Source organism: Limnohabitans sp. 63ED37-2, assembly GCF_001412535.1.
In the GTDB taxonomy this organism is placed as follows: domain Bacteria; phylum Pseudomonadota; class Gammaproteobacteria; order Burkholderiales; family Burkholderiaceae_C; genus Limnohabitans_A.
In genome coordinates this window covers 519659-536528 of sequence record NZ_CP011774.1, presented here as the reverse complement: position 1 = coordinate 536528, position 16870 = coordinate 519659, and the positions used below count along the sequence as shown (strand labels likewise).

Genomic DNA, 16870 nt, shown 5'->3' with positions numbered 1-16870 from the left:
GGTGCCTGCGTCAGAAGAAAGTAGCGACCGCGGCGTCCAAGGCGTCGCGCATGTCGGGGTCGTCCGTGATCGGGCGCACCAAGGCCACACGGCAAGCGGCTTGTGCGGCCACGCCTTGGGCGATCAGGCTGCCCGCGTAGATCAACATGCGGGTGGAAATGCCTTCGTCCAGACCATGGCCTTTGAGGTTACGCGCCCGCTCGGCAATGCCCACCAACTTGGCGGCCACGTCGGTACTGACGCCAGTTTCGTGCGCGACGATTTCAGTTTCGATGTCGTGTTCTGGGTAGTTGAAGTCCAGCGCACCAAAACGTTGTTTGGTCGACTGCTTGAGGTCTTTCATCAGGCTTTGGTAGCCCGGGTTATACGAGATGACGATCTGAAAATCGGGATGGGCTTGCACCAACTCGCCCTTCTTCTCCAAGGGCAAAACACGGCGGTTGTCGGTCAAGGGGTGGATGACGACGGTGGTATCTTGACGGGCCTCGACGACCTCATCGAGGTAACAAATCGCACCATGGCGGGCGGCCACAGCCAAAGGACCGTCTTGCCAGCGGGTGCCGTTGGCATCCAACAAGAATCGGCCCACCAGGTCGCTGGCTGTCATGTCCTCGTTGCAGGCCACGGTGATCAGCGGCTTGTTCAGCTTCCAGGCCATGTGCTCGACAAAGCGAGTTTTGCCGCAGCCGGTGGGGCCTTTGAGCATCATGGGCATGCGCACCGAGTAGGCAGCTTCAAAAAGCTCGACCTCGTCGGCCACAGGGCGGTAGTAAGGTTCTTTGGCGACGCGATAGGCGTCCAATGCTTCGGTCATATTTTTCTCCAAAGGTCAGGGTACAGATCGCCCACTGGTATTCAATGTCAATATGTGTTTTGTACAGCACATTGACATTGAACCCTGCACCACGGATGGCAGTGCAGGATCCAATAAGGTCTTAAACGGTTTTACCGCGGAAGATCACCATCGACGCGCCTTGCGACTGCGTGAAGTTGTTGTAGCCGATCAAACGGATGTGGTTGTCCGGGTTGGCTTGGCGGCAGGCTTCGCATTCGGCCAGCACCTTGTCCACATCGGTTTCACCGAACATGGGCAGCTTCCACATGTACCAGTAAGAGTCCATCAGGTACTGGGGTTCGGTGTGTTCGATGGCGGGGTTCAGGCCTTTTTTGACCAGGTATTCCACTTGTTTGCGAATCTCTTCCTTGGTCATCGCGGGCAAGTAAGAGAAGGTCTCGAACTTGCGGCTGGCCGGATCGGACAAGCGGGAGTTGTAGTCTTGCATGCTCATGGTGTGTGTCCTTGAATGTGTGTCGGGGATTACTTGTGGGCGATGTCGAGCTTGTCGACGGTGTCGAATTCGAACTTGATCTCTTTCCAGGTTTCCATGGCGATCTTGAGTTCGGGCGAGTGCTTGGCGGCTTCGCTGAGCACAGCCTTGCCTTCTTTTTCAACGGCCACGCCTTCGTTGCGTGCTTTGACGCAGGCTTCCAGGGCCACACGGTTGGCGGCAGCGCCAGCGGCGTTGCCCCATGGGTGACCCAAGGTGCCACCACCGAACTGCAAGACCGAGTCGTCACCAAAGATGTTGACCAGTGCGGGCATGTGCCAGACGTGGATGCCACCGGAGGCCACGGGCATGACGCCAGGCATAGAGCCGAAGTCTTGGTCGAAGAAGATGCCGCGGCTGCGGTCTTCTTTGATGAACTCGTCGCGCATGATGTCGATCCAGCCCAAGGTAGAGGCGCGGTCGCCTTCGAGCTTGCCCACCACAGTGCCGGAGTGCAGGTGATCACCACCCGACAGGCGCAGCACCTTGGTCAGCACACGGAAGTGGATGCCGTGGTGCGGGTTGCGGTCGAGCACGGCGTGCATGGCGCGGTGGATGTGGAGCAGCATGCCGTTGTCGCGGCACCAGTTGGCCAAGCCGGTGTTGGCGGTCAGACCGCCGGTGAGGTAGTCGTGCATGATGATCGGCGAGCCGATTTCTTTCGCGTACTCGGCGCGCTTGTACATCTCTTCGGGGGTGGGCGCGGTCACGTTGAGGTAGTGGCCTTTGCGCTCACCGGTTTCGCGCTCGGCTTTTTCAATGGCTTCTTGCACAAAGTCAAATCGCTGACGCCACCGCATGAAGGGCTGGCTATTGACGTTCTCGTCGTCTTTGGTGAAGTCCAAACCACCGCGCAGGCATTCGTACACAGCGCGGCCGTAGTTCTTGCCCGACAGACCCAGCTTGGGTTTGATGGTGCAACCCAAGAGGGGGCGACCGTATTTGTTCATGATGTCGCGCTCGACCTGGATGCCATGGGGTGGGCCGCCGCAGGTCTTGATGTAAGCGATGGGGAAGCGGATGTCTTCCAGACGCAGAGCGCGCAAAGCCTTGAAGCCGAACACGTTACCGACCAAAGAGGTCAGCACGTTGACGACCGAGCCCTCTTCGAACAGGTCGATGGGGTAGGCCACGAAGGCGTAAAAACAGGTGTCATCACCGGGCACGTCTTCGATGGCGTAGGCGCGGCCTTTGTAGTAGTCCAGGTCGGTGAGCAAGTCGGTCCACACCGTGGTCCAAGTGCCGGTTGACGATTCAGCGGCCACGGCCGCAGCGACTTCTTCGCGATCCACACCGGCTTGGGGTGTGATCTTGAAACAGGCCAGGATGTCGGTGTCCTTGGGCGTGTAATGGGGTTCCCAGTAAGTGCTGCGGTATTCCTTGACACCGGCGTTGTAGGTTTTGGTGGCCATGCGTTGTGCTCCTGATGAAAGTTGAATGTCTGGCTGATTGGCCCAAAGTGACCGAGGCTTTGCTGAGGGCAAGAGGGACCGTGGTGCTCTGAACTGATGCGAATTTTTAGACAGACTGACAATAAGTAAAAGTAAAATGTTTAGATCATCATCTTTTACTTTAATAAAACAATGAACCTGAGACACGCCACCTTGCACCAGCTGCGGATTTTTCAGGCCGTGGCCGAACACAACAGCTTTGCACGCGCCGCAGAGGCTTTGCACCTCTCGCCCCCAACTTTGTCGTTGCAGGTCAAGCAACTGGCTGAAACCGTGGGGCAACCCTTGTTTGAGCAACTGGGCAAAAAGATTTTTCTGACGGCCGCAGGCAAGATCCTGGCCGAGGCTTGCCAGGACATCGCACGGCGCATGGACCTGCTCAGCGATGACCTGGCCGCGCTGCAAGGTGTAGAGCGCGGCAGCCTGAAAATTGCCATCCTCACCACCGTGAAGTACACCGTGCCCAAACTGCTGGGCGGCTTTTGCGCAGCACACCCCGGTATCGACGTGGCCATGGTGGTGGGCAACCGCGAAAACCTGCTCCAGCGTCTGTCGCAAAACCAGGACGACCTCTACATCATGGGCCAACCCCCCGAGCACATGGACGTGTTTTGTGAAGCCTTTGCCGACAACCCCTTGGTCATTGTGGGACCGCCCACCCACGCGCTGGCGGGCAAACGCCGCATCCGCCCGGAGCGGCTGCGCCACGAGCCTTTCATCATGCGCGAGCCCGGTTCGGGCACGCGCTTGACCATGGAGCGGTTTTTCAGTGAACACGGCGTCACGCCCATCAACCGGTTAGAGCTGGGCAGCAACGAGGCGATCAAAAAAACCGTCTCTGGCGGCCTGGGGCTGGCCGTGTTGTCGGCCTCCACTCTCGACGCCGAATTGGCTTTGGGCGAGCTGGTTCAGCTCGATGTCATGGGCTTCCCACTCATCCGGCGCTGGCACCTGGTCTACCCCCGAGGCAAGCGCCAGTCTCCTGCGGCCCTGGCCTTCAAGGCCTGGTTGTTTGAGCACCGTCCATAATTTGATATTGCCCTGCCCCGCTTGATCCAGGACCTACCCGATGAAAAATGCTACCTTCCGCCAACTTCGCGTGTTCAACGAGGTGGCTCGACATCTGAGCTTTGTGCGTGCCGCCGAAAACCTGCACCTCACACCGCCCGCCGTGACTATGCAGGTCAAGGAACTCGAAGGCCACGTGGGCATGCCCCTGTTTGACCGCAAAGGCAAACAAGTGAGCCTGACCACCACGGGCGAGTACATGCTGGTTTATGCCCGCAAAATTTTGGCCACAGTGAAAGACGCTGAAGACGCTGCAGCCCGTTTGCAGCGGGCCGAAACAGGCGTCCTGACCATCGGTTTTGTCAGCACCGCCAAGTATTTTTTGATGCGCTTGCTGGCCGAATTTCGCACACTGCACCCAGGTGTGGACATTCAAATCTCCATCGGCAACCGTGACCAACTGGTCGGCATGCTGCAAAACAGCGAGGTCGACATTGCCGTGATGGGCCGCCCCCCCAAAGAGCTGCAAACCCGGGCCGAGCCCTTTGCGGCGCACCCGCATGTGTTTGTCTCAGCCGTGGACCACCCTCTGGCACATCGCGACCACCTGCGTGTGGAAGACCTGCGACCCTTCGACTTCATCGTGCGCGAAAAGGGGGCAGGCACCCGCGCCGCCATGGAAAAGTTTTTTGAAGACACACACGTCGAGCCGCGCATGAAAATCGAGCTGCACAGCAACGAAATCATCAAGCAAGCTGTGATGGCGGGACTGGGCCTGGGCTTTTTGTCGCTGCACACCATTGGCTTGGAGCTGGAGCACAAGCTGATCTGCATGCTCGATGTGGAAGGTGCGCCCGTGGTGCGCTCATGGAACGTGGTGCACACCCAATCCAAAATGCTCTCGCCTGCAGCCGAGGCGTTTCGCTACTTCATGCTCGAAGAAGCCGAAAGCCACCTGGCCCAGCGCTTTGGCATGCACTGGCCCAAGGCCGCCTGAACGCTTGAAGCTTTCAGCGCTTGCGCAGGACCAGCACAGGCCACAGCAGAACAGCTGCCGCCACGCCCACACCTGCGGCCATGCCCAGCAAAGCGGCCCAGTCCACCCAATACCCCATGTCGGCCAGTGTGGACTTGGACAAAGACGGCAAAGCCAACACCGCCGCCAGCGCCACCAGCACTGCCAAGGCCGCCAGCGATGAGGCGCTGACAAGCGCCAGCTTCTTGCGGTTGATGAGCATGACCGTTGCCCACACCAGCGCCAAAGGCAACAGCGCAGGCCACAGGTCCCAAGCGATTTCGAAGGCGATGTTCATCGCCAGCCAGATTTCATACATGTACGTCTCCTGATGTTGTAAGTGGGCTTCAAACCCGGCCCTTGAGCGTCGCCATGTAGGCAGGCTTGAGCATGCGGTATTTCATCAGCCAGGCAAAGTAGCCTGCCTGCAGTGGCTCGATCATGGGCAGCGAGGGCGTGAGGTTGCCTGCGTAGTCGAATTCGATCAGCATGGCAGAGCCCTCTTTCACGATCAATGGGCACGAGGTGTAGCCATCAAACTTCTGACCGGGCGTGCGGCCCGCGATCACGTCCACCACATGCTCGGCCACGATAGGTGCGCTCTTTTTGACGGTGGCCGCCGTCTTGCCACGCGGCGTGCCATTCACATCGCCCACGCCAAACACATTGGGGTAGCGGCGGTGCTGCAGGGTGTCCTTGTCCACCTCAAGCCAGCCGCCTGCGGCAAAGGGGCCCTCTTTCCAGGCCAAGTCGGAATTTTTGACCGCATCGGGCGCACGCATGGGCGGCACCACATGGATGAAGTCGTAAGGCACCTCGGTGCTGGCGCCTTCGGGTGAGACAAAACGCACACGCTGCGCCCCGATGTCGATGCCCTGCAGCTTTTGTGTGGTCTCAACCACGATGCCCAAATCGTTCCAACGCGAGAGCACGTTGTCGTTGACCACCTTGACACCAAACACATTGCCCAGCGCCGAGTAAAACGTGACTTTGGATTGACCCAAGGTGCCCGATTGCGCCAATCGGTCGCGCAGCATGAAAGTCATCTTGAGGGGCGCACCCGCGCACTTGAGAGGCGTGGCCGGCAGCGTCAGCACTGCGTTGCCACCCTTGCGCCGAAACGCGTCCATGCTGGCCCAAGTGGCCTGCGCTGCTTCGGGGCTGGGGTAGACGCTGGTCAGGCCCTTTTGGCCAATCGCGTTCACATCCATGCCCTCGATCAGCGACCAGTCCTGGTGCGTGCCCATGGCCACCACCAAGTAGTCGTATGGGACGCGCTGACCCGAAGCCGTGACCACCATGTTGCTGGCCGGGTCCAGCTCGCCGACCATGTCCTTGATCCAGTTGAGCTGCGGCGGGTGGAAGTCGGCATTGCGGTCACGCACCTTGCTCACGGGCCACACACCCGTGGCCACCAGGGTGTAACCGGGTTGGTAGTTGTGCTCTTCCTTGCGGTCGATCAGGGTGATCTTGGCCCCGTCGAGCAAAGCATGGAGCCGGTTGGCCACGGCAATGCCGCCCAAGCCACCGCCCAAAATCACGATGTGCGCCTGCGTTTTGGTTTTGGCCGCTTGGGCGGCAGGGGCTGCGCTGGTCAAAACGGCAGCGCCTGCCGAGCCCAGCAACCACTGGCGGCGGCTCAGCGCGGCGGATCTGTTTTCTTGGTTTTCCATGGTGTCTCCTTTGACAAGACGGCGATCTTCTCAGTGTGTGGCCCCACGGATTTGAGCTGGATCAATTTCATGCACAAAGGCTCTTTTTGCAGAGTTTTTTGACAATCCCAACCCGCCCAACAAAAGGCCATTCCTGAATTGATTTGCATCAACCGTTTGGCAGTGCCCATTTTTAGAATGCTGACCAAGCATGGCCACAAGCCCTTTTTGCCCATCGAACGGAACAACACATGAAAAACATCGCTGCCTGGATTTTGGGCATGAGCCTCTCGGGTCTGGCCTTTGGCCAAGCCGCCACCATCGCCGTGGGCACGCCTTTGAACATCATTGACACCCAAAAATCGGTCGTGGTTCAAACCGCCAAGGGCCCCGTCACCATCACTCGCACCATGACCCCGTGTGCGAAAAACGGCGGCAACCTGCAACCTTTGGTGCCCGTACCCGGCGTGCACCCCGTGGGTGAAATCGAAATCCTGGAAGCACTGAGCGACCGCAACGCCATCGTGCTGGACATGCGTGACACCAACGACCGCGTCAAAGGCACCATTCCCGGCTCGGTCGGCATTCCCTACACCGAAGTGGCGGCCCGCATGAACGAGTTGGGCTGCAAGAAAAATGGCAGCCAGTGGGATTGCGCATCGGCCAAAAAGGTCTACGCCTTTTGCAACGGCCCCGTCTGCCCCCAAAGCCCCATGGCCATCAAAGCCATGACGCGCGATGGTTTCCCGGCCAACAAAATTTACTACTACCGCGGCGGCATGCTGGACTGGGACGCCTTGGGCCTGACCAGCGTGAAAGACGAGTTTTAAGCAGCAGCCTTGCCTTCAATCACTGGCGCTGCAACAAGACTTCGTTGGTGATTTCGTAGCGCCTGCCCTGTTTGTCGCAGGGCTTTAAAGCGCCATCGCGCACCAGGCTGCTGATTTCGCGGCTGACGGTTTCGAGTTTGATGTCGAGCATGGCGCCCATGTCGTCTCGCGCAAAAAATGAAGTGAAGTCTGGTTGGTCGGGGTCGCGCATCTTCAGGGCCAGAGCGGCCACGCGTTGGCGGGCGGAGCCGAAGTTCAAATCAGCCAGCCAGTCGTCGGCGTCTTTCAGGGCGCCCTGCCACTTTTGCATCAGGCGTTTGTGCAGGCGTGGCGAGTTGGACGACAGATGGTGCAGCACCGACAGGGGGATGCGGCAGACCTGGGCTTCGACCAGGGCGATGGCTTCGCTGTCGTAGCGGGCGGTGGCCAGGGCTTCGAGGCCGATCACGTCGCCGGGGCGCAGCACCCGCACGATGCGTTCGCGGCCGTCGGCGGTGGCCCGCACCAGCTTGACCATGCCTTTGCGCAGCGTGAAAACGCCCACCGCCGATTGACCTTCGGTGTACAGCGCCGTGTCGGGCGCGAACACCATGTCGTCAATAGGCGTGTGGATTTCGCCAAAGTCCTGTTCGTTCAGGTCGGCAAAGAGCACCATGTCACGGATACCGCAGTTGCGGCAGTCCGAGGTGCCTTTCCAGGCCGAGTCAATCTTGATGGGGATCATGTTTTGAATTTAGCACGTCCAACGTGCCTCAACTGACGCAGGGCCTGGCTTTAAAGGACTTTGCGCCCTTGCACCATGCGGTCTTCAAGGTAGGGACCGTAAAAATCGGGCTGGTACGCGCCTTCCATGCGCTCGGCCACTTCTTTGCCGCCAGGCCCAAAAAACAGCAGGGTGGGCGTGATGGAGACTTTCCACCGCCGGGTCAGCTCATCGTGCGTGGTGAGTTTGCCCGCAAAGTCAAGCACAGGCTGGTTGTTGCGCATGTCGACCTGCACGATGGCGGTGCCTGCACGCGCCATGGGCGAGAGGTGACTTTGCCGAGCCTGGCGGCAAAACACACAACCGTCCAGACTGACCATGACGATCAAGGGCTGCTTGTTTTTGAGTGCGCGGGCCAGTTCGTCGGGCAGCGATTGGGAAGCGGGCAAGGTGGCATCTCGGCCCGATTGGGCCCAAACGGGCGTGGCCGCAAGCGATACCCCCACCCGTAAAAGCCAGTCACGACGGCGTAAATCTAACAAGGAAAACATAGTCGGGTTGGAAGCCATGAATTGCAGACCGTGGACAATATCGGGTTTTGCGCAGCGGACTGACGTAACGCCAAAGTCGCATTTTGAATATAAGAAACCAATGAATTATTGGAGAAATCCGTGAATCTCGCAAGCTTGCTCGAAACCTGGGGAGACTCGAATGTACTGGCTATGGCGGGTGCTTTGGTCGGCTTCATCTTTGGCCTGGCGGCCCAGCGCACAAGGTTTTGTGCCCGCGCGGCTGTGGTGGAGTGCTGTGAAGGCCGCACAGGTGATCGGTTCAGCGTGTGGTGGCTGGCTTTTGGGGCGGCACTGGTGGGCGTGCAGGCACTTGTGTGGGCGGGCGGCCTCAAGCCAGCAGACGCCCGCTACATTGGCGCGACAGGCACCTTGTCTGGCGCGGTGCTGGGCGGCTTGTTGTTTGGAGCGGGCATGATTTTGACGCGCGGCTGCGCCAGCCGTTTGCTGATTTTGTCGGCCAATGGCAATTTGCGCGCCTTGCTCGCTGGCCTGGTGTTTGCGGTGACGGTGCAGGCCAGCATCGGTGGTTGGCTGGCCCCTGCTCGCCAAGCCTTGGCCGGTTGGTGGCCTATCGATGGCGGGCCCGGTCGTGATGTCCTGCAGCTCACGGGCATCGGCCCCACGGGTGGACTGGTGCTGGCCGTGCTGGCTTTGGGAACGGGTTTTTACTTTTTCTTCAAAACCCACCAACGGCGTTGGGGTTTGGCGCTGGGGGCCATCATCACTGGCTTGAGCATTGCACTGGGCTGGGGCCTGACGCAGGCGATTGCCTCGACGTCATTTGAAGCGGTGCAGATTCAGGGCCTGAGCTTCAGCAGCGCCTCGGCGGAGATGCTGATGCGGGTGCTGTCCACCGCCACTTCCCCCAAATTGGGTTTTGATGCGGGTTTGCTACCCGCTACTTTTGTGGGCTCTTTATTGGGCGCCTTGGTCGGTGGCGACTTCAAGTTCGAGGGCTTCAAGACCGAGAACAAACTGGGCCATTACCTGGTCGGCGCGGTGCTGATGGGTTTTGGCGCGGTGCTGGCGGGTGGCTGCACCGTGGGCGCGGGCATGACCGGGGGCTCGGTGTTTTCACTCACCGCCTGGCTGACCCTGATCTCGATCTGGTTGGGGGCTGGCATGGCCTGGCGCATCAACCGCAGCATGGGCTGGCCCATTTAAAGCCTTGATCCGCGTCAATTGGGCACTACCGGTTTAGGCGTACATTTCATATCAGCAATCACTGATATGAATGGAGCTGGCCATGTCGATGGCGCAATGGGTTGAGACGTACGGGCAAGGCACCGTGCTGGCCGCTGGTGGGGTTTTGATTGGTTTGTCGTTTGGCTTTTGGGCCCAGCGTTCGCGCTTTTGCCTGCGGGCGGCGGTCATCGAGTTTTGGCACCGACGGTTTGGCGAAAAGCTTTCGGTGTGGTTACTGGCGTTTGCCTCGGCCGTCATTGGCGTGCAGCTGATGGTCTTGATGGGCTGGCTGGACACGGGCAGTGCCAGGCAGATTTCGGCCAAGGGCAGCATCTCCGGCGCTCTGATCGGCGGCATGTTGTTTGGCGTGGGCATGGTCATGACACGGGGCTGCGCCAGCCGTTTGCTGGTGCTGTCGGCCAATGGCAATTTGCGCGCACTGCTCTCAGGTTTGATTTTTGCGGTCACGGCCCAGGCCGCTTTGGGCGGGGCTTTGTCACCGCTGCGCACGCACATCAGCAGCTGGTGGACGGTAGAGGGCGGTGCGCCGCGCGATCTGTTGGCCATCGCGGGCGTGGACCATTGGGCGGGCTTGGCCATGGGTGGGTTATGGCTGGCAGCGGCTTTGTTCTTTGCGCTGCGCAGTCCGCAGCGCAGTGTGTGGATGTGGCTGGGCGGCATGGGCACGGGTTTGTCGGTGGCGGCTGCTTGGGGTTTTAGCCAATGGGTGGCGGCCGAGTCCTTTGACCCGGTGCAAATTCAGGGTCTGACCTTCAGTGGACCCTCGGCCGAGTGGCTGATGCGCGTGATGCACTGGCCAGCCCCACCCATCGGCTTTGACTTTGGCCTGATGCCGGGTGTGTTTGTCGGCTCCTTGATAGGGGCACTGGTGGGCCGAGACTGGAAGCTGGAAGGTTTTTCTGACGGTTACAGCATGCGTCGCTACATCGGTGGGGCCATTCTGATGGGATTTGGCTCGATGCTGGCAGGCGGCTGCGCGGTGGGCGCGGGCGTGACGGGCGGTGCCATATTTGCGCTGACCGCTTGGCTGAGTCTGGTGGGCATGTGGGTGGGCGCAGGCCTGACAGACCGCTGGCTTGATGGGGGCGCTGCGGACAAACCGACATCCCTGCCCGCTGAGGGTTTCAAGCGCCCCTGAGGTAGCAAGCCTTCATCTCGACCAGGGCGTCGTCCCACAGGAGCTTTGCTGCATTTTGCGGCAGCCCCGACCACGGGCGATGAGCGACTTATTTCCCGCTCAGGTATTCGGCCACAGCGGCCATTTCCAAGGGGGACATTTTGCTGGCGATGGCGTGCATCACAGCGTTGTCGTTGGTGCGCTCACGCTGGTTGAACTGTTTGAGCTGGGTTTCGGTATAGCCCGAATACTGCCCGGCCAGACGCGGCAGTGCAGTGGTCCCTTTGGCATCGGCACCATGACAGCTGGCGCAAGAAGCCAAGCCGCTGTATTTGTTGCCGTTGTGATAAATGTATTTACCAACAGCCGCCAAACCAGCGTCTTTCGAAGGTTCAACCTCGGCCTTTTGTTTTTCAAAGAACTTGCCCAGCGCCACCATTTCATCGGGGGTGAGTTTGGCCACCATGTCGGCCATGGCGGTGCTCTTGCGTTTTCCAGATTTGAAGTTCTCGAGCTGCTTGGCCGTGTATTCCCAGTGCTGGCCAGCCAGTCGCGGAAACACCTCACTGGACGATTCCCCCTCGGCGCCATGGCACACAAAGCAGGAGCCACCCACGATTTTTTTGGCGCGGGCCTCGTCGGCCTGCGCCATGGCCGATGGTGACAACCAGGCTGCGCAGAGTAACAAAACGGCAGGGGCCCAACGGCCTGGCGTAAAGCGTGTGTTCATGATTAACCTCAACATCGAACGCATGAGAAAGAAAAATTCAGACAAATATTTGCCGTAAAAAAACGCCGCGAGTCAGGTGACTGCGGCGTTTTGGGCAAGTGCCATCAAGCCAGTGTGTCGGCCCAGATGTTGCGGGCCCAGGCGTGGGCATAGCGGCCTTCGAGTTCATTGGCCGCGCTCGACACACCGCCCGAGCCGGGAACGGTCAGCATGGTCTTCTTTTCGGCGTCGTACTTGTGCACACTGGCGACGTGGACCACGTCTTCCGAGCTGACAAAGCTGTAGCAGGTGTTGTTGTAAATCGGCATAGGGTTGACCTCTTTGCCCATCAACAAGGCCACCACGGCTGCCGCGCAGGTCTTGCCGTGCTGGTTGGCCATGTGGCCCGACTTGGGCATGCCCGGCGCGATCTGGATCGAGTCACCCAAAACGTGCACGTTTTTGGCGGCCTTGGATTCGAAGGTGAGGAAGTCCACTTCGCACCAGCGCTTGTTGGCGGTGGCCAGGCCTGCGTTGACGGCGATGTCACCGGCACGCATGTTGGGGATGACGTTGAGCACGTTGGCCTTGATGTCGTCGTTGAACTCGAACTTCAAAGTGTTGGTGGTGGCGTCCACATCGGTCACGCGGTGCTTGCCGCGGTACTCGACGATGCCTTTGTAGCGCTCGGCCCAAGCTTTTTTGAACAGCGGACCTTTGGACGTCACGTCGTCGTTGGCGTCCAGGATGAGAACCTTGCTCTTGGGCTTGGCTTTGCTGAAGTACTCGGCCACTTGGCAAGCACGCTCGTAAGGGCCGGGTGGGCAGCGGTAGGGGGCCAGCGGGATGGACATGGCGAAGACGCCGCCGTCGGGCATGGCTTCGAGTTGTTTGCGAAGGGTGACAGTTTGTGCGCCAGCTTTCCAGGCGTGCATGACTTTGTCCTTGGCATCCCCCTTGTTCATACCAGGCAAGGTTTCCCACATGAAGTCGATACCAGCAGAGACGATCAGGCGGTCATAAGCCAACTCGGTACCACCTGCCAGCTTGACGATGCGCTTGTCGGCGTCGATGCTGTTGACGCGGTCCTTGATGACCTTGACACCGTGACGCTTGGTCAGGTTGTCATAGGGGGTGGTGATGTCGGCGATGGTCTTGCTGCCACCGATCACCAGGTTGGAGATGGGGCAAGAAATGAAGGCATCGTTGGGCTCGACCAGTGTGACTTGGATTTTGTGCTCAGACCACATGCGCAGGTATTTGGCGGCCGTGGCGCCGGAATAGCCCCCACCAATGACCACCACTTTGGGGCCGCTGCCGCCACCCACGGTGGCACAGCCCGAAACCAACCCCATGGCACCCAAAGCGGAGCCAGTCTGCAAAAAATGACGACGTTGCATGGCGGTTTTCCTTATTTCTTTTGTGCAGCAAAGTAGCCTGCGATGGCGACGATTTGGTCGTCAGAATAGCCCTTGGCGAGCTGATGCATGATGGTGGCAGGCTTGCGGCCAGCCTTGAAGTCGAGCATTTTCTTGACCATGTCATCTTTATTGGCACCGGCCAAAGACTCCATGCCGGGCTGGGCACGGCCATCTGTGCCGTGGCAGGCCGCGCACGATGCGGCCCAGCTGCGAACGTGCAGCGGGTCAACCTGAGCTTGTGCCAGGCCAGACATGGCGACCAGGGTTGCCGCTGTCAGAGCGTGTTGAATCTTCATGGGAAATGTCCTTGTAAAAAATGGGTCAAGCGATGACGTCAGCCGTCAACACACTCAAGGGCGCAGATAAACAAATTTCTCATTGGCCTGCAGCTTGGCCACTTCAGAAACACCAGAGGGCACCACTTTGGCTTCCATCAGGAGTTTGTCAGGGGAGATTTTGCGCGACACCAAGGTGTTGTTGCACACACGGAACTCCACGCCTTTGTTGACCAGATCCGCAACACCGCCAGCAAAGGGCTGGTCCATCTGGTTGGTTGCGCCGTTGATCAAAAAGTCAATGCCCAAGCCATGGGTAACCACCACGATTTTGGCGGTCGGATCGGCATTGAGGTGGTTGCGGATGTTGCCAATGGCCCGTGAGGCTTGGGGGATGCCTTCGCTCAGGTGGTAAACCACCTTGACCTCAGCCCAACTCAGGGTGCAAGCCAGCAGGCCGGAAATCAACAGCAGATGCTTCTTCATTCGTTACTCCTTATGTATGGATGTTAGCCGGGTCCATGGCGAAAGCGTGCCCGTGAAAACCCGGCCTGAAACTGACGTTGTTCTTTCAATCGCTTTCGCTGGCGATCTGCACGCACACGGCTCGGCACAGCGTGACCACGCGGTCGTTGATGATGCGGTAATAAATTTGCACGCCTTCTCGGCGCTTGCCGAGCACACCCGACTGGTAAAGGGTGTTCAGGTGCTGCGACATGTTGGGCTGGGTGGTGTCGATCTCGGCCAGCAACTCGCCCACGTTCTTTTCGCCGTTGCAAAGTGAACTGATGATGCGCAAGCGCATGGGGGCCGACATGACACGAAAGACCTCGGCGGCTTTTTCAAAAACCTCTTCCGATTCGGTCAAGACGTTGTCTTCGGGTGCTGCTGTTTTGGCCATGGTGTCTTTTCTTGGAATGCCTCAAATACCGCACGATTGTCCTGCAAAAGGTCTGGGACAGATCAATGCGAACGAGTCTGCCAGGCACGTGGCAAACTGGCTGACATCAAGCAATTAGATTGTGGCGAACTTTTACGCAGTATCAAACCATTGATTTGTTCTTTGCTTATGCAGAAATACAGATAAGCGGCCTGAGGCGCCAAGGGCTCAGGTTTTGGGCAGCGTCACGCCCACTTGGCCTTGGTATTTGCCGCCCCGGTCCTTGTAACTGGTCTCGCAAACGTCGTCTTTGTCGCTCTCGAAAAACAGCACCTGAGCGCAACCTTCGCCAGCGTAAATTTTGGCGGGCAGCGGCGTGGTGTTGCTGAACTCGAGTGTCACATACCCCTCCCACTCGGGCTCGAAAGGGGTCACGTTCACGATGATGCCGCAACGGGCATAAGTGCTCTTGCCCAGACAAATGGTCAGCACATTGCGTGGAATCCGGAAGTACTCCACCGTGCGGGCCAGGGCAAAGCTGTTGGGCGGGATGATGCAGACATCGCTTTCGATGTCCACAAAGCTGCGTTCATCGAAGTTTTTGGGGTCCACCACGGTGCTGTAGATGTTGGTGAAAACCTTGAATTCAGGGGCGCAGCGGATGTCGTAGCCATAACTGCTGGTGCCGTAGCTGACGATTTTTTGGCCGGACGCGTCTTTGCGGATCTGTCCTGGCTCGAACGGCTCGATCATGCCGTGCTCTTCGGCCATGCGGCGGATCCATTTGTCGCTCTTGATGCTCATCGCTCAACCTTTGAATGTTTTGGGCATTTTAAGGGCGCCCATAAAGCCCTGTGCCGCCAACCCATAGAAACCAGGGGATGGGGCACTGACGACAAGACCCCACCGCTGGTCGCGTAATGCGCCCTGCCCCAGCCACCAGATGGAAATATCGTATACGATATTCCAAAATATACCGCCCACCATGCTGCCCTGGATCACCTCCGACACCACAGACCGCATCAAAACCATGCGCGAGACCTCGCTGGCCAAGCTGGTGCGGGAGGATTTGCTCGAGCACATCCTCAAGGGTCAGTTGGTACCGGGTGACCGCATCAACGAACCGGATGTTGCCAAGCGCTTGCAGGTGTCACGGGTGCCTGTGCGGGAGGCTTTGCGCGAATTGGAGAGTTCTGGGCTGGTGGTCTCGCGCAAACATGCAGGTGTGTTTGTCCGAGCCATCGAGGCCCAAGAGGTGCGCGATTTGTACGAGATCCGCGGCCTGCTCGACGGTTTTGCTGGCGCCAAAGCTGCCGCCTTGCCCACCCCCGACCGACAAGCGCTGACCCAGGCCCTGAATGCCTCCATCACCACGATGCGAGAGGCCAATGCACAACACAAGTTGTCCGCCTATTACTCCGAGAACCTGCATTTCCATTGGCTGATCGTGGTGGCTGCCCACAACGACCAGCTCAGCCACACCTACCAAGAGGTGGTGCAAAAACTGCACTTGGCCCGACTGCAAAGCCTGGCCCAAGTCAGCGGCATGGCCACCTCGATTGCAGAACACCAGAGGATCAGCCAGGCCATTGAGCTAGGGGATATCCGCCGCGCCCAGAGCCTGCTGGCCGATCACGTCACCCAGGCGCACCAGCGCTTGAGCCGAAGCCTGACAGGCACCGAAATGATTTCAACCACCCCAGAGGAGACACCATGAAAAGACGCACACTGATCCAGGCCGCCCCCATGCTCATGGCCATGCCCGGCCTGGCCTCGGCACAAGCCGCTTTCCCCAACCGTCCCATCAAATACATCGTGCCCGTGGCCGCTGGCGGCGGCTCCGACATGATTGGCCGCCAACTGTGCGACCGCTTGGGCAAAGTGCTGGGCCAATCCATGGTGGTGGAAAATCACGGCGGCGGCGGCGGTGTGATCGCCTCACAAATGGCCGCCAAGGCTGCCCCCGATGGCTACACCCTGATGCAAGGCTACGTGGCCACACACGGCACAGCACCCGCCACCCGCAAACTCAGCTACGACCCGATCAAGGACTACACCCCCATCGGCATGATCGGCAGCACCCCCAATGTGCTGGTGGTCAACACCAATGTCCCTGCCAAAGACGTCAAAGCATTCATCGATTACGTCAAGAAAAACCCCGGCAAAATTTCTTATGGCTCTGCGGGTGCAGGCTCGCTGACCCATCTGACGGCCGAGTTGTTCAAGGCGGTCACAGGGGCTTTTATGGTGCACATTCCCTACCGCGGCATCGCTCCTGCCACCACCGATGTGATCGCGGGCCAAACACAAGCCATGTTCCCCGGCCTGGCCGCGGCCCTGCCGCACATCCGCAGTGGCCGTGTGCGGGCCCTGGCGGTCACGGGCACGCAGCGTCACCCCGCGCTCAAGGATGTGCCCACCATGGAAGAAGCCGGACTCAAAGGCTTTGATGCCCAACAGTGGTACGGCGTGGTCGGCCCCGCTGGCATGCCTGCCAACTTGGTCAAGCAACTCAACGACGCCATCGCCCAAGTGCTGGCCCAACCGGACTTCCGGGAAAAGCTCAGCGCTGAAGCCGTCGAGTTGACCCCCATGACGCCTGCCCAATTTCTGGATTACATGAAGAAAGACCTAGCCCGCTGGACCGACTTGGCCCGCGAACGCAAGATCAATCTCGACGCCTGATTTTTTAACCTGACTGGA

The 16870-nt window shown here is 59.3% G+C and carries 20 protein-coding genes; 7 read left to right on the top strand and 13 right to left on the bottom strand.

From position 1 onward, the window contains the following. Nucleotides 1-10 precede the first annotated feature (10 nt). From L63ED372_RS02545 to L63ED372_RS02535, 3 genes are all read right to left on the bottom strand, one after another. Nucleotides 11-814: a CbbQ/NirQ/NorQ/GpvN family protein gene (locus L63ED372_RS02545; protein ID WP_062402886.1), complete on the bottom strand. Its 804-nt coding sequence runs from the start codon at nt 812-814 to the stop codon at nt 11-13. Nucleotides 815-935: 121 nt separating this feature from the next. Next, on the bottom strand, nt 936-1289 hold the full coding sequence (locus tag L63ED372_RS02540) for a ribulose bisphosphate carboxylase small subunit (protein ID WP_062402883.1): 354 nt from the start codon (nt 1287-1289) through the stop codon (nt 936-938). Nucleotides 1290-1318: 29 nt separating this feature from the next. Beyond that, entirely contained in the window at nt 1319-2740 is a 1422-nt protein-coding gene (locus L63ED372_RS02535; RefSeq protein WP_062402880.1) for a form I ribulose bisphosphate carboxylase large subunit, read from the bottom strand. Between the two features lie 171 nt (nt 2741-2911). Here L63ED372_RS02535 and L63ED372_RS02530 point away from each other — a divergent pair, with 171 nt between their 5' ends. Then, nucleotides 2912-3808: a LysR family transcriptional regulator gene (locus L63ED372_RS02530; RefSeq protein WP_062402878.1), complete on the top strand. Its 897-nt coding sequence runs from the start codon at nt 2912-2914 to the stop codon at nt 3806-3808. A gap of 40 nt (nt 3809-3848) precedes the next feature. Next, on the top strand, nt 3849-4784 hold the full coding sequence (locus L63ED372_RS02525) for a LysR family transcriptional regulator (protein WP_062402874.1): 936 nt from the start codon (nt 3849-3851) through the stop codon (nt 4782-4784). Nucleotides 4785-4797: 13 nt separating this feature from the next. Here L63ED372_RS02525 and L63ED372_RS02520 read toward each other — a convergent pair whose 3' ends face one another. Together L63ED372_RS02520 and L63ED372_RS02515 are read right to left on the bottom strand one after the other, a co-directional pair. Further along, nucleotides 4798-5121: a hypothetical protein gene (locus L63ED372_RS02520; RefSeq protein ID WP_062402871.1), complete on the bottom strand. Its 324-nt coding sequence runs from the start codon at nt 5119-5121 to the stop codon at nt 4798-4800. A 28-nt stretch (nt 5122-5149) separates the two neighbouring features. Continuing rightward, nucleotides 5150-6475: an NAD(P)/FAD-dependent oxidoreductase gene (locus L63ED372_RS02515; protein ID WP_062402868.1), complete on the bottom strand. Its 1326-nt coding sequence runs from the start codon at nt 6473-6475 to the stop codon at nt 5150-5152. A 230-nt stretch (nt 6476-6705) separates the two neighbouring features. Here L63ED372_RS02515 and L63ED372_RS02505 point away from each other — a divergent pair, with 230 nt between their 5' ends. Then, nucleotides 6706-7284 carry a rhodanese-like domain-containing protein gene (locus tag L63ED372_RS02505; RefSeq protein ID WP_062402862.1) on the top strand — a complete coding sequence of 193 codons (579 nt, stop codon included), beginning with the start codon at nt 6706-6708 and terminating at the stop codon, nt 7282-7284. A gap of 19 nt (nt 7285-7303) precedes the next feature. Here the strand turns inward: L63ED372_RS02505 and L63ED372_RS02500 are convergent, their stop codons facing one another. Both L63ED372_RS02500 and L63ED372_RS02495 read right to left on the bottom strand, forming a co-directional pair. Further along, nucleotides 7304-8008 carry a Crp/Fnr family transcriptional regulator gene (locus tag L63ED372_RS02500; RefSeq protein WP_062402859.1) on the bottom strand — a complete coding sequence of 235 codons (705 nt, stop codon included), beginning with the start codon at nt 8006-8008 and terminating at the stop codon, nt 7304-7306. 50 nt (nt 8009-8058) lie between these two features. Next, complete coding sequence (locus L63ED372_RS02495) at nt 8059-8556, bottom strand: thioredoxin fold domain-containing protein (RefSeq protein WP_231624539.1); 498 nt, start codon at nt 8554-8556, stop codon at nt 8059-8061. A 102-nt stretch (nt 8557-8658) separates the two neighbouring features. Here L63ED372_RS02495 and L63ED372_RS02490 point away from each other — a divergent pair, with 102 nt between their 5' ends. Together L63ED372_RS02490 and L63ED372_RS02485 are read left to right on the top strand one after the other, a co-directional pair. Further along, nucleotides 8659-9723, top strand: a complete 1065-nt coding sequence (locus L63ED372_RS02490; RefSeq protein ID WP_231624538.1) for a YeeE/YedE family protein — start codon at nt 8659-8661, stop codon at nt 9721-9723. Between the two features lie 82 nt (nt 9724-9805). Further along, nucleotides 9806-10903 (top strand): YeeE/YedE family protein, encoded by a 1098-nt coding sequence (locus L63ED372_RS02485; protein WP_231624537.1) that lies wholly within the window; start codon nt 9806-9808, stop codon nt 10901-10903. Nucleotides 10904-10991: 88 nt separating this feature from the next. On the opposite strand, the gene L63ED372_RS02480 is transcribed toward L63ED372_RS02485, so the two are convergent. The 6 genes from L63ED372_RS02480 to dcd all read right to left on the bottom strand — a co-directional run bounded on the left by L63ED372_RS02480 (nt 10992) and on the right by dcd (nt 14971). After that, the gene (locus tag L63ED372_RS02480; RefSeq protein ID WP_231624536.1) at nt 10992-11612 is read right to left on the bottom strand and encodes a c-type cytochrome; all 621 of its coding nucleotides are present in this window, start codon (nt 11610-11612) and stop codon (nt 10992-10994) included. 104 nt (nt 11613-11716) lie between these two features. Continuing rightward, nucleotides 11717-12991: an FCSD flavin-binding domain-containing protein gene (locus L63ED372_RS02475; protein ID WP_062402843.1), complete on the bottom strand. Its 1275-nt coding sequence runs from the start codon at nt 12989-12991 to the stop codon at nt 11717-11719. A gap of 11 nt (nt 12992-13002) precedes the next feature. After that, the gene (locus tag L63ED372_RS02470) at nt 13003-13308 is read right to left on the bottom strand and encodes a c-type cytochrome (protein WP_062402839.1); all 306 of its coding nucleotides are present in this window, start codon (nt 13306-13308) and stop codon (nt 13003-13005) included. A gap of 54 nt (nt 13309-13362) precedes the next feature. Further along, nucleotides 13363-13773, bottom strand: coding sequence for a DsrE family protein (locus L63ED372_RS02465; protein WP_062402836.1), 411 nt, complete (start codon nt 13771-13773; stop codon nt 13363-13365). An 85-nt stretch (nt 13774-13858) separates the two neighbouring features. Further along, nucleotides 13859-14188 carry an ArsR/SmtB family transcription factor gene (locus L63ED372_RS02460; protein ID WP_062402833.1) on the bottom strand — a complete coding sequence of 110 codons (330 nt, stop codon included), beginning with the start codon at nt 14186-14188 and terminating at the stop codon, nt 13859-13861. Nucleotides 14189-14395: 207 nt separating this feature from the next. Continuing rightward, a complete protein-coding gene (gene dcd / locus L63ED372_RS02455; RefSeq protein WP_062402830.1) occupies nt 14396-14971 on the bottom strand; it encodes a dCTP deaminase in 576 nt (191 codons plus the stop codon). A gap of 181 nt (nt 14972-15152) precedes the next feature. Between dcd and L63ED372_RS02445 the strand changes: the two genes are divergently transcribed. Together L63ED372_RS02445 and L63ED372_RS02440 are read left to right on the top strand one after the other, a co-directional pair. Further along, nucleotides 15153-15884 (top strand): GntR family transcriptional regulator, encoded by a 732-nt coding sequence (locus L63ED372_RS02445; RefSeq protein WP_062402825.1) that lies wholly within the window; start codon nt 15153-15155, stop codon nt 15882-15884. Continuing rightward, a complete protein-coding gene (locus tag L63ED372_RS02440; protein ID WP_062402822.1) occupies nt 15881-16852 on the top strand; it encodes a Bug family tripartite tricarboxylate transporter substrate binding protein in 972 nt (323 codons plus the stop codon). The genes L63ED372_RS02445 and L63ED372_RS02440 overlap by 4 nt, the downstream gene beginning before the upstream one ends. The last annotated feature ends 18 nt before the right edge of the window (nt 16853-16870 follow it).